Here is a 14,752-nt window from a genome sequence, read left to right as displayed (position 1 = left end):
TTTTCAGGGTATTTTTGATCGTTAAATTTGCTTACCCATGATGGAAGTTCCTTCATGTAATAAGTACTGGTGATCCAGTTACCAGAGCCGCCATCATACCAATATGCAGCATTTGCGGTATGGCCTCCCGGCAGAATAGAACCGCGGTCTTTGGATGCAATTGCAATAACCTTTGATCTAAAATTTGTTGCCAGCCTTAATTCATCTGTCATAGAAGTAACCAGCATGTTTTTTGGCGACATTTTACCCGCTGATTCAGAGTTGCTACCTACTGTAGAAACTGTAGAGTCGGCAGCGCAGTACATTGTTTTTCCGGTAGCCTGAATAATCCAGTCATTACCTGTAATGCCATGAATTGCAGGAACTGAACCTGTATAGACCGTAGAATGACCTATTCCAGTTACACTTGGCACATAGTTGATATAAGCGTTTTCGCATGAAAATCCTTCATTAAGCATTCTTTTAAAACCTCCGTTACCATAACGCTCATAAAAACGATATAAATAATCCCAGCGCATTTGATCAACCATAATACCTACTACTAATTTTGGACGAGGAATATCTGAACTTTTTGATGGGCTTATTGATTTTACCTGCTGCGCATTTAAAGAAATTCCAGAAAGGCATAATAAGGAGATTAACAGAATTTTAATTTTCATTTTAGTGCAATTGTAAGATTGTTTTTATAAAAATAGGGCTAAATTTTCAGGGTTTATGGCTTCAATCGTATAAATGAAACCGTAATCAAATATCCTATTTTAAAATCAGGTAATTTGTAAAGAAAACAATACCTAATTGTTATTATTCTGGTCAATAAAATTATAACTAATAATATTATTTGGGTTAAGCAGCGAAAATTTCTTTTTTTGTATAGTTGTTTTTCATGACTACATTTCCAACATAAATTGCTCCCTTTTCAACCTTTAAACTATTGGTATGCAGTTCTCCAAGAATTTTTCCGGAGCTTTTTATATCAATAGAATCGGCTTTTACTGTGCCATTTACTGTGCCAAAAATCACGACTTCGCGGGCATGCACATTACCTTCAATGAGTCCGTTTTCTCCAACGATAAGTCCTTCGCCACTAAAAACATCTCCTTTAACATGCCCATCTATCCTGATAAAAACATCAGATTCTATTCTTCCCTCAACAATGCATCCTTTGCTGATCAAAGTGGGTGTTGATGTAGATTTTTGAATTGCCATCAGCTTAGTTTAAATTAAGGAATTTGCGCGGGTTGACTGGTTTGCCATTTTTACGAACTTCATAGTGGAGATGATTTCCTGTAGAATACCCGGTTGATCCAACGCGCCCAATAACCTGACCAGTGTTCACCACCTGGCCTACCTTTACATTGATCTTTGATAAATGACCGTATAAAGTTTCAAGATTGTTTTTGTGACGAATTCGGATACATTTTCCATATCCCTGAAACCAGCCTGCAAGAATTACTTTCCCATCGGCTGTACTTTTTACAGCATCTCCTCTTCTACCTTTAAAATCAAGGCCAGCATGAAATTCAACTCTTCCTCTTTTTACCGGATCGCTACGATAACCAAAGGTTGAATTAATGATATAATTGGCAGGATAGCCAATTGGAGTGAAAGCTACGCCCATGAGTATCTCTTTGAGTCGATCGTCATATAAAGCATAGGTTTCTTCTAAACTGAGCTCATTAACAGCTTGGTTATTGCCACCTATATTGCTAACTGCAAATCCTTTTATACCTCTTTTTTTGAGGTATTCATTGATTTTTTTAAGTTTATTTTCAATGCTCTGAATATAGTTTCTTGCTTGTATGGTGTCGGTAGGTGCAGGAATCTGACCTTTCAATCGGGCAATTTCTTTAGTGTAAGCAATCTTTTCTTTTTCCTTCTTGCTGATCTCCATTGAAAGAAAAATAATTGTTCCTGTAAGTGATATTAAGGCAATTACAATCGAAAACGCATAATGCCTTAATCTATTAATGTGTTTTGTTTTAACACGCAGAGATTTGGTTTCTCCTTTGTTAGAACCAACAATTAATACAGTACTAAAGTCTGATTTTGGAAATATCATTGTGTTAATATTCTAAAATTATTCTTTCCGAAAGGGTATTTTTAAAAGGCTATGTTACATTTTTTTATTGTTTTTTTAAAACATTTTGTCATTTTTATGAAATGTTTGAGTGGTAATACGTATCATATTTTGATCTTTTTTATTATCTTATTTTAATTTAGCCGCTAGTATTTAGCTGCATAAACTCAGTATTTTTTTGGATATGCATAGGTATCATTCTGAAAAGCAACCTTGAATTTATTTTTAATGGCTTAATTCTAAACAAATCTCAAAATGATCATCAAAATAGTAGATTTCTTAAAAAATATTTTAGGCAGAAAACCTGCTAAAAAGGAGATTGTTGCAGATTTTCATACCACAATCATTAAGGTTGACGATAATTTTATTTCAGCAAGTTCAATAATGCTGGATGAAAAGTTATTGGGCAATATTTTTTCTCTAAAAGAAGTAAATATCACTGCCCCCTCAGAAATTTCAGGCAATATTATATCTCGTTCTTGTATCATTAGTGGTATGGTATCTGGTGATATTCGTTCGTCTGAATATGCAGAGATAAAAAGCACAGCCAATATTGCCGGAAATATTTTGGCCAGGTCTATTAAGATCGAACCGGGAGCAATAATAAATGGTTCAATTCGTATCGATGGTGAAATTGATGATCGTGAACTTATAGAAAAGGTTGAAAGCAGGCTTCAATTCAGAAATCAGGCAGATACTTTTACCGTTCCTTACCTAATGGTAGAACAACCTGGTCGAGACGATGATCCTCAAAATGAGATGCAACCCAAATCTGTACCCCTAGCAGATACTTAATCAGAACTTAACTAAAGAAAATTATCATTAGCAAATTTGAAATTAGCAAATTGAATTTTGCTTATTCAGCATTGTTTATTATTAATCAGTAAATAAAATGGAGTTCTCAAGATTTCTTTAGTTAGAACCTTTATTTAAACCTTGATTTTTTATTCCGGAATTTGCTGACTTAAACAATGAAGCGTCCCAAAGCCCCAAATTAGGTCAATTGCACTGATTGGAATGATGGTTCTGTCAGGAAAACAATCTGCAATAATTTGGAGGGCCTCGCGGTCTTTAGGGTCGTTAAACACAGGAACAAGTACTGATTTATTTAGAATCAAAAAATTTGCATAGCTGGCAGGCAAGCGTAAGCCATCAAAATCAAGTTGCCCCGGCATAGGTAAGCTAACAATAGTTGGTGTCTTTCCGTTTTCTAATTTAGCATGCTTTAGGCGTTTTAAATTTTCTTGTAATGCATGATAATTACTGTCTTTGGGATCAGATTCCACCACGGTTATGATTGTATTTTCATTAACAAACCTGCACAAATCATCAATATGCCCGTGGGTATCATCGCCCGCTATTCCATCAGCAAGCCAAATGGTATTCGTAACTCCTAGAAACTCTTTGAAGATTGCTTCATAATCATTTTTGGTAAATCCAGGGTTTCTAACCTGAATATCAGGATGCATCAGGCATTCTTCTGAAGTAAGTAAGGTTCCTTTGCCATTAACATCGATAGCGCCTCCTTCAAGAATTACAGGCTTGCCTTTGTACATTACCCGCGTAGCTGGGATACTTAAAAATGAGGAAACTGTTGAGGGGATTGTTCTATCAAGTTGAAAGTTCTTGTATTTAGCCCAACCATTGAAGTTGAAATTTAAGGCCTCTCTTTTACTTCCGTTCTTCACAATGATCGGACCAGAGTCGCGCATCCAACTTCTATTTGTTTTCTGGATAATATAAGATACATTTTTTAGCTCTACATGAGCTTTTTTAAGCATTGCATGAACTTTTTCCTTTATTTTTTGATTCGCTACAACTAGGAAAACTTCTTCATAGCTTGCTATTTTTTTTATGAATTCAACAAAAGCCCACTGAACTGCCCCAAATTTTCCTGGCCAGTCATTTCCGTTACTTGGAAAACAAAGTAGTATTCCTTGCTGTTTTTCCCACTCAGCCGGAAATCGTCTTTCAGTACTCATATTAAAGGATCGCTCTTTTTGTGATATCACCATAAGCATCAATCCTTCGGTCTCTGAAAAACGGCCAGTTTTGGCGTACATTTTCTTGGAGTTCAAGGTCAACTTCAGCGATCAGAATTTCTTCCTGATCATGAGATGCTTGTGCCAGTATCTCACCCTGCGGACCAGCAATAAAGGAAGAGCCCCAGAATTGAATACCTTCAGTGCCAGGCACATATTTTTCGAGTCCGATGCGGTTTGCTGCAGCTACATAAACACCATTCGCCACGGCATGTCCCTTCATTGCATTCATCCAGGCCCCGTGTTGTTTTTCACCGAATTCAGCTTTCTCTAATGGGTGCCATCCAATAGCTGTAGGATAGAATAACACCTCTGCTCCCTGCAAAGCTGTTAATCTTGCAGCTTCTGGGTACCATTGGTCCCAGCAGATTAGGGTCCCTATTTTACCTTTTTGAGTAGGAAAAGTTTTGAATCCGATATCTCCAGGTGTAAAATAGAATTTTTCATAAAAATGAGGGTCATCTGGGATATGCATTTTGCGGTATAATCCAGCTTCCGACCCATCGGTATCAATAATGTATGCACTATTATGATAAATACCTGCCATTCTTTTTTCGAAGAAAGGTACAATGATTACTACTCCAAGTTCCTTTGCAAGCGCGCTAAAAGCAATAAAAGAGGTGCTATATAGCGGTTCAGCTAATGCAAAATTGTCTGTATCCTCGGTTTGGCAGAAATAATGACTGCTGTATAATTCTGGAAGTGAGATAACTTCTGCTCCTTTTTTGGCGGCCTCACGTACCCAGGCAATGCATTTTTTTAAATTGTTTTCTGCAATATCATTCAGGTTTAGCTGTAATACAGCTATCTTATAGGTGCTTTTTGACATATTGGAATGTTATAGGAGCCGTAAAAATGCAAAATTAGTGATTTTATTTAATAAGGTAGAGCGAGTTTGAATGGCTTTAAGCAACAGCCAATAAATACATGAGCTTTTACTTACTTAAATGTCAATCCTAGTCCTAGCCGAATACTTCCTAAATCAAAGCTATTATCAATCATGAAATTGGCAGGGAAGTCGATTTTCTGATAATTATACCCTGTTTGGAGGCCTAAATTTAAGCCCTTATTAACAGAAATGGAGTAAGATAAACCAGCGCCTGCAGTTAATCCTTTATTAAAATTATTGAAAAGTTTTACTGCATAACCTCCATAAACATCAACTTTTAAACCAGTAAGCTCTGGATTCAAGTAGTACGAAGCATTTAGAGTGATTGGGAGTGTGTTATAACTTGCTCCATTGGCCTTACGGTAATTATCTGTTCCCAATGCAAAACCAATTCCCATATGCTGATCAAGAAGCTTGGTAACGCCTGTTCTGGTTCTTAAACCACTAAACTTCGAATTATCAGTTAAAGACGTACTGTTTTGAATTAAAGCGCTAACCTCTGTATAATTGATCAGTCGCCTTTGTTGGGATTGTGCGTTCAGGCTCAGCATGCAAATTGCGGAGATGAAAAATAGTTGGGCTATAATTCTCATATAATAATTAGTATTTAATTCAGAATTAAAGCGAATATAATCACATTATAGGAAGTCTTTAATGCTTTTTCTATAATTTTAACCCATAGCAAGATCAATGCGGATCTTTACTCTTTAATACGAATGGCACTATCATTTACATCCTTAAATTCTGGCAGCAATGGTAATTGTTATTACATTGAAAATCAGCAGGATGCTATACTTGTAGATGCAGGAATTACCTGTCTTGAAACCGAAAAGCGAATGGAACGTCTTGGCTTATCCATGAGTAAGGTGAGAGCTATTTTTGTATCCCATGAACATTCTGACCATATCAGGGGCGTTCCGGTAATTGCTAAAAAATATAAACTGCCTGTTTTTATAACAGATGGCACTTTAAAAATGTCTGGATTTAGTTTAGAAAGTCATCTAGTAAAAACTTTTAAAGCTCACGAGGCGGTTCAAATAGGAGACCTCGAAATTACAGCTTTTCCTAAATTTCATGATGCGGCTGAGCCTCATAGCTTTATTATTAGTTGCAATGGAATTACAATTGGCGTATTTACTGATATCGGTATTCCATGCGAGCATGTGATACGTTATTTTTCAAGTTGTCATGCAGCTTTCCTTGAGGCAAATTATGATGAAGAGCTGCTTGAAAATGGGCGATACCCCAATCATTTAAAAGCAAGGATTAGGGGTATGCATGGTCATCTTTCCAATATGCAGGCACTTGAGTTATTCTGCACTAGCGGAACTCATATGAGCCATCTCCTGCTTTCGCATTTATCCAGAGATAATAATAATCCTGATCTTGTTCTCGAATTATTTAAGAGTAAATCGCAAGGTACAGAGATCATTGTGGCATCTAGAGAAATGGAGAGTAAAATTTATCATATTAATGCTCAGCCTGTTGTACAGTCAGTGAAAGCTGCAGCGACAAAATTTGGTCAATATTCTTTATTCAGCTGATTCTTTTCTGTTAATTTCTAGTTGTTTGGTATAAAACCTCATGATTAGGAATTTAATTGCTCCTTTTATTAAATAAGGCTTTTCATTAGCACCTAACAATTGATTTTGTTACCTTAGTATAGAAAATAATAATCGCTTGGTATGTTACTGATCATCTTAAATAGCATTTTCTGCGTTTCCTTTTTGGCATTTGCCTGGGTTAATTTAAATGATAGCGATTCCTGGCTGTGGGTACCTATTTATATGGCAGCCTCTATTTTATGCGGATTTGCAGGGTTTGGCCTGTATTATCCATTGGTCTACCTGTTTTTTATCGCATTTTATCTGATTTATGCATTGGTATTATTCTTTGGTAAGGATGGTGTTCGTGATTGGATAACCAAGTATCATACTCCAAGTATCACTGAAAGTATGAAGGCAACAAAACCTTATATTGAAAAGACTCGTGAATTTTTTGGTTTACTGATTATTTCAGCAGCTCTTGCCTTAAATTATTTTGTTTCAGGTGGTATTTGATACCAAATTCATTAGTTAGGCTTAAGATTCTTGCTAATTTTTGTTAAATTTCGCAATATTTAATTCCTTCTGATATTCAATTTTGTGGGCATGTTTGATTACGATGCAGAAAGATTTAGGGTACTCATTACTGAGCTCACCCGTTCCAATGTAACTGAAGAAACCTGGCATTGGTTAACTGAAAAATTCCTAGCTCCTGAAACTTCAGCTGTTAATTCAGCTTTTGCCATGATGCCAAGAAAAACAGGGAAATTACCGATCACTATCAACCATGAACTATGGGCTGAAATTGAAAAGCTCAAGCCTGGTTTTACTTTAGAAGGTTGGACAATTGACAGACTGGGCCGACTTTGTTTACTCTTACAGCTTGATCCCACAGATAAAGAAAAATATGTTAAGACTATTGAGAATTTATTTCTCGCTGCTGAGGTTAATGAACTGGTAGCACTATATTCTTCGTTGCCTTTATTTGCATGGCCAGAATTATGGTTAATGAGATGTGCGGAGGGTGTTAGGAGCAATATCGGACTCGTATTGGAGGCTATTATGTATAAAAATCCATACCCGATTAGCTATCTTGATGAAAAAGCATGGAATCAACTGATTTTAAAAGCTTTTTTTACAGGAAAGGATTTAAATAAGATATCGGGGATTGATGAACGCGCCAATGCTGAACTTGCCTCAACACTTGTTGATTTTGCCCATGAACGCTGGGCAGCGAATAGGAAGATAAATCCACATCTATGGCGATTAACAACTAAATTTATTGATGATGATCTTTTGACTGATCTCAAAAGACTGTTTGAGGAAGGTAGCCTCATAGACAGGCAGGCTGCAGCGTTAACTGCATACCAGTCTGATTCTGATTCGGCTAAGAACTTGTTAAAGTCTTATCCCGAACTGTTAAAAGCAATTGAAAACAAAGAACTTAACTGGAGCAGTATTACTCCTGAAGAATAAATATTTAATTCGTGTATTATGTGTTGTAGCCATTCATTTGACGAAAGAAAAACCCAGATTGTAGCTGAAGCTATGAATCTGGATATCATTAAGGGTATGAAATTTTTTGACCCGCATGTTCACATGAGCTCCAGAACTACCGATGATTATCAGGCAATGGCTGATGCCGGAATTGTGGCATTGATTGAGCCTGCTTTCTGGTTGGGTCAGCCCCGTACGGGTATTGATAGCTTTCGTGATTATTACAGCAGCTTGGTAGGTTGGGAAAGGTTTCGCTCATCCCAATTTGGAATCAAACATTATTGTACCATCGGGTTAAACTCGCGCGAAGCAAATAATGAAAGATTGGCCGAAGAGGTAATGGAACTCCTGCCACTTTTTATCTATAAAGAAGGCGTAGTTGGGATAGGTGAAATTGGTTTTGATGACCAAACCGCTGCTGAAGATAAGTATTACCGAATGCAGCTTGAACTTGCCAAAGAAGCAGGACTCCCAATTCAAATACATACGCCTCACAGGGATAAGAAAAAAGGCACCCAACGAAGTATGGATATTGCCATTGAGCATGGTATAGATCCTAAAATGGTGATAATTGATCATAACAATGAGGAAACTGTAAAAGAAGTTCTTGATCGAGGATTCTGGGCAGCATTTACAATATATCCCTTCACTAAAATGGGTAACGAGCGTATGGTAGAGCTTGCAAAGTTGTATGGTCCGGAGCGCATCATGATCAACTCTGCAGCAGATTGGGGTATCAGCGATCCCTTAGCTGTGCCTAAAACGGCTGCTTTGATGAAATTAAAAGGGATTAGTGATGAAGATATCAAAATGATCACCTATTCTAACGCGATCGTAGCATTTGCACAAAGCGGGCAAATAGATGAGAATGATTTTATCACTCCCTTATCAGTTGATCAAACAGAAAAATTCGCAGGCAATACCGTGCTTCGGGGTGGTCAGCAACCAAGAACAGATAAATCATCGATCATCATCAGCTAGGCAGGTTTGAAAAAGATCATGAACTTTTTTCGGTTAATGCGACCGGCAAACATTGTAACTTCTGTTGCAGATGTTTTGGCAGGGATTGCAATTGCAGGCTACTTCCTGACTATTGAAACTGACTATTTTCCGGTCTTAATGCTCTGCCTTGCTACGATAGGATTATATGGAGGCGGGATTGTTTTTAATGATGTTTTTGATGCAGCGTTGGATAAGATTGAACGACCTGAACGGGTAATACCCAGTGGGGCTGTTAAGTTGAATGAAGCCATTTTTCTTGGCATTTTTCTGCTATTAGTAGGAATTACGGCTGCTTTCTTTGTCACTACCCTGTCTGGAATAATTGCAACTTTAATATCTTTTTTTGCACTTCTTTACAATAAATATGCAAAGCATCATTCTTTCCTTGGCCCTTTAAATATGGGACTCTGCAGAGGATTAAATCTTTTACTCGGAATAAGTATCATAGCTGCTTCTTTTCATGAGTGGTATTTTCTTGGGATTGTACCCTTGATTTATATTTTTTCAATAACCATGATCAGTCGGGGAGAAGTACACGGTTCGAATAGAAATAAGCTCTATGCTGGAGCTTTTCTATATCTCTTAGTAATCAGTAGTATGCTTTACTTATCTTTAAATAAGGGTCAGCTAATAATTGCCTTAATGTTCATCATCCCATTTGCATGGATGATATTCAGACCCCTATTTAGTGCAATAAAGGAACCTCTTGGAAAAAATATTGGAAAGGCAGTTAAAGCAGGAGTTATTTCTCTGATCTTAATGGACGCTGTTTGGTCGGCAGTTTTTGGCTCTCCAGTTGCAGCAATCTGTATTGCATTATTGCTGCCATTATCTTTGTGGCTATCAAAACGTTTTGCTGTTACTTAATTGAAAACTATCTTTATCATCAGATTAAAATAACAAGCCTAGCCCATTATTTGCAAGAGCACATACCTACTATGAAATACCTTCAACAATCATTCCATGTAAAATTTGAATACAAAGTTTTTTTTACTTCCGCACTTTTTAGCCCATCGAATACGCTGTTGAATGATTTTTTGAAAGGCCCTGGTATTATACGTAAAATTCTTTTTGTTATAGATGAAGGTGTAGGTATTGAGCTGGTTCAGCAGTTAAAAGAGTATTTCAAAGTGCATCATGCTGTACAATTAGTTCCTGAAATTGTGATCGTTCCTGGGGGCGAGATCCTAAAGAATAACATCAACTATTTTGATCAGATATTGGAGGCTGTGAATGAACATAAGATAGACAGGCATTCATATATTGCAGCTATAGGCGGTGGTTCGGTATTGGATCTTGTGGGATATGCTGCAGCAGTGTCTCATCGGGGTATCCGTCATATACGAATACCTACTACAGTATTATCACAAAATGATTCCGGTGTTGGTGTTAAGAATGGAATTAATTATTTCGGGAAGAAAAATTTCCTGGGAACCTTTGCTCCGCCAATTGCAGTTTTTAACGATGAACTTTTTATAGAAACCCTCACAGATCGCAATTACAGATCAGGTATCTCTGAAGCTGTGAAAGTTGCCCTCATTAAAGATTCCGTATTTTTTAATTGGATTGAGAACCATGCAGATGCGTTGGTCAAGCGCGAGCGCCAAGCAATGAATTATCTGATATGCAGATGTGCTGAACTTCATATGCAGCATATTGCAGGCCTTGATCCATTTGAATCAGGCTCTTCACGTCCGCTAGATTTTGGTCATTGGAGTGCCCATAAACTTGAGCAATTGTCAAATTTTGACGTGTTACATGGTGAAGCAGTTGCAATGGGAATTGCCCTCGATACGGTCTATTCCAATTTATGTGGTTATTTGTCTGAACCAGAAAGCCAAAGAATTATCGATCTTTTAAATAAGCTAGGTTTTGATCTGGCACATCCGATGATGGAGGTAAATGATGATAGTTCACCAATCCTGCTGGGCCTCGAAGAATTTCGTGAACACCTGGGTGGCGAGCTCACCATTATGCTGCTTGAAAAAATTGGACAGGGTATTGAAGTTCATGAAATAGATCCTGAAATACTGAAAAAAGCTTCCCATTTATTACGTGTTAAGGCATGAAACTTGCATCTGGGTATTTAAGCTACTGCACCAATATACATTCAGGTGAAAGCTGGATGGATCATTTTGAGGCCATAAAGAAAAATTTTCCTAGTATAAAAAAAGAAGTAAGCCCAGATCAGCCTATGGGAATTGGTTTGCGCTTGTCAAATTCTGCCAGTATCGATCTCCTTGATCCAGATAAAATACAGATTTTTAAAGACTGGTTGAATGATCATGATGCCTATGTTTTTACCATGAATGGCTTCCCTTACGGCGATTTTCATCATGCAATTGTGAAGGATCAGGTTCATGCGCCCGATTGGACAAGCCAAGAGCGACTTGATTATACGATCAGGCTTTTTAAGATTCTTGCAGAACTTTTACCAGAGGGAATGGAAGGTGGGATTTCTACATCTCCGCTTAGTTATCGACATTGGTTTTCAACGAAAGAATGGTATGAAGAGGCAAAAAATAGAGCAACTCGCAATATTATTCTTGTAGCCGAACAACTGTATCAAATTAACCTAACGAGCGGTATACAGCTACACCTAGATATTGAACCGGAACCCGATGGGATGCTTGAAACTGGTGCTGAGTTTATAGCCTGGTATGAAACTATGCTGATCCCTATGGCAAAATCAATTTTGGCTGGTAGTTTGAATATCAGTGAGTTGGATGCTGAGGCCTGTATTAAAAATCATATTTGTTTATGTTACGATGTCTGTCATTTTGCCATAGGATATGAGCAACATTCTGAAGTTTTGGAACAGCTTGATAAAAAAGGAATAAGAACAGGAAAGATTCAGATCAGTGCAGCGCTAAAAGCGGATATGCCTGCCGATATTAATTCGAGAGCAGATATAGCTGAAGCATTCTCAAAATATAATGAACCCACCTACTTGCATCAGGTAGTTGGCAGAAATGGTGATCATTCCTTGATTCGGTACAGAGATCTTCCAGAGGCTTTGGCCGACTCGAAAAACCCGATGGTGAGAGAATGGCGTGCACATTTCCATGTTCCTGTATTTGCTGAAAATCTCCAACTTTTAAGATCTACTCAATCGGATATTGTTGAAGTTTTGAAAATGCAGAAGAGCAAACCTTTTTCTAATCATTTAGAAGTTGAAACGTATACCTGGGAAGTGCTTCCTGAATCGTTAAAAATGCCCATTGATCAGAGTATCATCAGGGAGTTGAACTGGGTTAAGGAAATTTTAGAATAAAATCAATACCATGAAAAAAACAGTTGTTATTGATGTAGTTGGACTTTCAACTTCGCTCATCGGCGAGCATATGCCATTTTTGAGCAATTATGTAAGCCGTAAACACCTGACAAGGATTGATCCGTTGCTACCGGCATTAACTACCTCTGCGCAATCAACCTATTTGACAGGTAAATGGCCATCAGAAACCGGCATTGTGGGTAATGGATGGTATGACCGGACAGATTGCGAGGTTAAATTCTGGAAGCAGTCTAATAAGCTGGTTAATGGAGATAAACTATGGGAAATTGCAAAAAAAGAGGACCCTTCTTTTACCTGTTCAACATTATTTTGGTGGTACAACATGTACTCTAGCGCCGATTATGCGGTAACTCCAAGACCTAATTACCTTGCAGATGGCCGTAAGATGCCTGATTGTTATTCTAATCCTGCCAGCTTACGTGATGTGCTCCAGGAAAAATTGGGGACTTTCCCATTGTTTCAGTTTTGGGGCCCTGGTGCTAATATTAAGTCTACTCAATGGATTGCAGATGCATCGATGCTTACAGATGATTTGCATGATCCTACCCTTACTTTAATTTATCTTCCGCATCTCGACTATTGCCTTCAAAAATTTGGTCCTGATTTTACTAAGATCCATCACGAGTTAACTGAAATTGATGCGGTTCTAAAAGGGCTGATCGCATTTTATGAGAACAAAGGGGCAGAAATTATTCTGCTCTCTGAATATGGAATATCACCGGTTAATAATCCTATACATTTAAATCGACTTTTCAGAGAACATGGTTTACTTGAGATCCGTATAGAACGCGGGCTGGAGTTATTAGATCCGGGTGCTTCAAAAGCATTTGTGGTAGCCGATCATCAGATTGCCCATGTGTATATCAATGACCCATCGGTTAGCGATCAGGTCATGGAATTACTGAAAGGTGTTTCGGGTGTGGAATTAATTCTTGACAAAAAGGAGCAGGCAACTTATCATATTAACCACGAGCGTTCAGGAGATTTAGTGCTGATGGCCGATGAAAACAGCTGGTTTACGTATTATTTCTGGCTGGATGATGCAAAGGCGCCTGATTATGCGCGTTGTGTTGACATACACAAAAAACCAGGTTATGACCCAGTTGAGATGTTTATGAGTTCAAAACTTAGAGCGGGGTATAAATTATTGAAAAAGAAGGCTGGCTTCAGGTATGTAATGGACGTGATACCACTGGATGCAACGCTGATCAAAGGATCACATGGAAGAATAGGAGGTAAGCCTGAGTATCATCCGGTATTGATTACGGATCAAAAACAAGAAGGCTCATCCATTTCTGCTAATCAGGTATTTAATATTATTTTATCAACACTCAGAAAATAAGGATACTAATTCTTGTTGATTTAGCAGGTATTTTTATAAAGTAGTTCAGTTTAATGTGATGGATTTTAAATATCTTGTATCTTAATTTTTTAATTTTCTTAAGTAGTTAGGTTAACATGTCAGGGCGTAAAAAATTTATTCAGCAATTAGGGCTAATGGCCGGTGCTTTTTCGGTAAATAGTATTTTCAACCAATTACATGCTGCAGAAATATCTTCAGCAAATAGTTTAGTCAAAAATTTAAGCTCTGAAGCAATTGCCTCTAATGAAGATTATTGGAGTGTCATTCAACAATCCTACACCGTTAGTCCTAATATTATAAATCTTAATAATGGTGGAGTAAGTCCTTCGCCTCGGGTTGTGCAAGAAGCAGTTGAACGATATAACAAATTATCTAATGAGGGTCCGTCCTATTTTATGTGGAGAATACTGGATCAGGGTCGTGAACCTTTACGTGAAAGCCTTGCCAATCTTGCAGGATGTGAAAAAGAAGAGATTGCAATCAACAGAAATGCTACAGAAGCATTAAACACCATTATTTTTGGGTTAGATTTAAAGGCCGGCGATGAAGTTATTGGTGCAATGCTTGACTATCCAAATATGATGAGTGCCTGGAAGCAACGCGCTCTGCGTGAGGGTATAGTTTATAAGCAACTCAGCTTTTCATTCCCAATTGAAAATGATGAAGAAATAGTAGCTGCCTATGAGAAAGCTATAACCCCTAAGACTAAAATTATTCACGTAACACATATTGTGAATTGGGTTGGGCAAATTATGCCGGTCAGAAAGATATCTGATATGGCACATAAATATGGAATTGAAGTAATTTGTGATGGTGCACACTCTTTTGGATTACTTGACTTTAAAATCCCGGATCTTCACTGCGATTATTTTGGAACATCTTTACATAAGTTTTTAAGTGCCCCAATTGGAAGCGGGATGCTGTATATCAAAAAAGAAAAAATTGAAAAAATTTGGCCTTTGGTCTGTAATCCAAATCCTAAATCGTCAGATATTAGAAAATTTGAAACCCTTGGCACTCGAAGTTTCCCTATTGAGCAGGGT

Annotated in this window: 16 protein-coding genes; 10 read left to right on the top strand and 6 right to left on the bottom strand. The window is 37.6% G+C overall.

Annotation, left to right across the window (positions count from 1 at the left end; translation table 11 throughout):
- From ACIQZ6_RS09485 to ACIQZ6_RS09475, 3 genes are all read right to left on the bottom strand, one after another.
- Nucleotides 1–659: alkaline phosphatase family protein (locus ACIQZ6_RS09485; protein ID WP_395810486.1), on the bottom strand; the 659-nt coding region annotated here is incomplete at its 3' end.
- A gap of 184 nt (nucleotides 660–843) precedes the next feature.
- On the bottom strand, nucleotides 844–1,206 hold the full coding sequence (locus ACIQZ6_RS09480; protein WP_395810484.1) for a polymer-forming cytoskeletal protein: 363 nt from the start codon (nucleotides 1,204–1,206) through the stop codon (nucleotides 844–846).
- Between the two features lie 4 nt (nucleotides 1,207–1,210).
- Nucleotides 1,211–2,059, bottom strand: coding sequence for a M23 family metallopeptidase (locus tag ACIQZ6_RS09475; RefSeq protein WP_395810482.1), 849 nt, complete (start codon nucleotides 2,057–2,059; stop codon nucleotides 1,211–1,213).
- A gap of 273 nt (nucleotides 2,060–2,332) precedes the next feature.
- Here ACIQZ6_RS09475 and ACIQZ6_RS09470 point away from each other — a divergent pair, with 273 nt between their 5' ends.
- On the top strand, nucleotides 2,333–2,872 hold the full coding sequence (locus tag ACIQZ6_RS09470) for a polymer-forming cytoskeletal protein (RefSeq protein ID WP_395810480.1): 540 nt from the start codon (nucleotides 2,333–2,335) through the stop codon (nucleotides 2,870–2,872).
- Nucleotides 2,873–3,021: 149 nt separating this feature from the next.
- On the opposite strand, the gene ACIQZ6_RS09465 is transcribed toward ACIQZ6_RS09470, so the two are convergent.
- From ACIQZ6_RS09465 to ACIQZ6_RS09455, 3 genes are all read right to left on the bottom strand, one after another.
- Nucleotides 3,022–4,140: an agmatine/peptidylarginine deiminase gene (locus tag ACIQZ6_RS09465; RefSeq protein ID WP_395810478.1), complete on the bottom strand. Its 1,119-nt coding sequence runs from the start codon at nucleotides 4,138–4,140 to the stop codon at nucleotides 3,022–3,024.
- Nucleotides 4,061–4,948: a carbon-nitrogen hydrolase gene (locus tag ACIQZ6_RS09460; protein ID WP_395810476.1), complete on the bottom strand. Its 888-nt coding sequence runs from the start codon at nucleotides 4,946–4,948 to the stop codon at nucleotides 4,061–4,063. The genes ACIQZ6_RS09465 and ACIQZ6_RS09460 overlap by 80 nt, the downstream gene beginning before the upstream one ends.
- A gap of 110 nt (nucleotides 4,949–5,058) precedes the next feature.
- A complete protein-coding gene (locus ACIQZ6_RS09455) occupies nucleotides 5,059–5,559 on the bottom strand; it encodes a hypothetical protein (RefSeq protein ID WP_395810474.1) in 501 nt (166 codons plus the stop codon).
- A gap of 165 nt (nucleotides 5,560–5,724) precedes the next feature.
- Here ACIQZ6_RS09455 and ACIQZ6_RS09450 point away from each other — a divergent pair, with 165 nt between their 5' ends.
- The 9 genes from ACIQZ6_RS09450 to ACIQZ6_RS09410 all read left to right on the top strand — a co-directional run.
- The gene (locus ACIQZ6_RS09450) at nucleotides 5,725–6,552 is read left to right on the top strand and encodes an MBL fold metallo-hydrolase (RefSeq protein WP_395810472.1); all 828 of its coding nucleotides are present in this window, start codon (nucleotides 5,725–5,727) and stop codon (nucleotides 6,550–6,552) included.
- Between the two features lie 141 nt (nucleotides 6,553–6,693).
- Nucleotides 6,694–7,068 carry a transmembrane 220 family protein gene (locus tag ACIQZ6_RS09445; protein ID WP_395810470.1) on the top strand — a complete coding sequence of 125 codons (375 nt, stop codon included), beginning with the start codon at nucleotides 6,694–6,696 and terminating at the stop codon, nucleotides 7,066–7,068.
- Between the two features lie 90 nt (nucleotides 7,069–7,158).
- Entirely contained in the window at nucleotides 7,159–8,028 is an 870-nt protein-coding gene (locus ACIQZ6_RS09440) for an EboA domain-containing protein (RefSeq protein WP_395810468.1), read from the top strand.
- An 18-nt stretch (nucleotides 8,029–8,046) separates the two neighbouring features.
- Nucleotides 8,047–9,030: a TatD family hydrolase gene (locus ACIQZ6_RS09435; RefSeq protein WP_395810466.1), complete on the top strand. Its 984-nt coding sequence runs from the start codon at nucleotides 8,047–8,049 to the stop codon at nucleotides 9,028–9,030.
- Nucleotides 9,031–9,048: 18 nt separating this feature from the next.
- Nucleotides 9,049–9,918 carry a UbiA-like protein EboC gene (eboC, locus tag ACIQZ6_RS09430; RefSeq protein WP_395810464.1) on the top strand — a complete coding sequence of 290 codons (870 nt, stop codon included), beginning with the start codon at nucleotides 9,049–9,051 and terminating at the stop codon, nucleotides 9,916–9,918.
- A 71-nt stretch (nucleotides 9,919–9,989) separates the two neighbouring features.
- Entirely contained in the window at nucleotides 9,990–11,120 is a 1,131-nt protein-coding gene (locus ACIQZ6_RS09425; RefSeq protein ID WP_395810462.1) for a 3-dehydroquinate synthase, read from the top strand.
- Nucleotides 11,117–12,325, top strand: a complete 1,209-nt coding sequence (eboE, locus tag ACIQZ6_RS09420; protein WP_395810460.1) for a metabolite traffic protein EboE — start codon at nucleotides 11,117–11,119, stop codon at nucleotides 12,323–12,325. Before ACIQZ6_RS09425 ends, eboE begins: the two co-directional genes overlap by 4 nt.
- 10 nt (nucleotides 12,326–12,335) lie before the next feature.
- Nucleotides 12,336–13,688, top strand: a complete 1,353-nt coding sequence (locus ACIQZ6_RS09415; protein ID WP_395810458.1) for an alkaline phosphatase family protein — start codon at nucleotides 12,336–12,338, stop codon at nucleotides 13,686–13,688.
- Nucleotides 13,689–13,804: 116 nt separating this feature from the next.
- Nucleotides 13,805–14,752: aminotransferase class V-fold PLP-dependent enzyme (locus tag ACIQZ6_RS09410; protein WP_395810456.1), on the top strand; the 948-nt coding region annotated here is incomplete at its 3' end.

The sequence above is a fragment of the Daejeonella sp. genome, from assembly GCF_044348475.1.
In the GTDB taxonomy this organism is placed as follows: Bacteria; Bacteroidota; Bacteroidia; order Sphingobacteriales; family Sphingobacteriaceae; genus Daejeonella.
The sequence above is the reverse complement of the archived record's forward strand: the minus strand, read 5'-3'. Positions and strand labels throughout refer to the sequence as shown.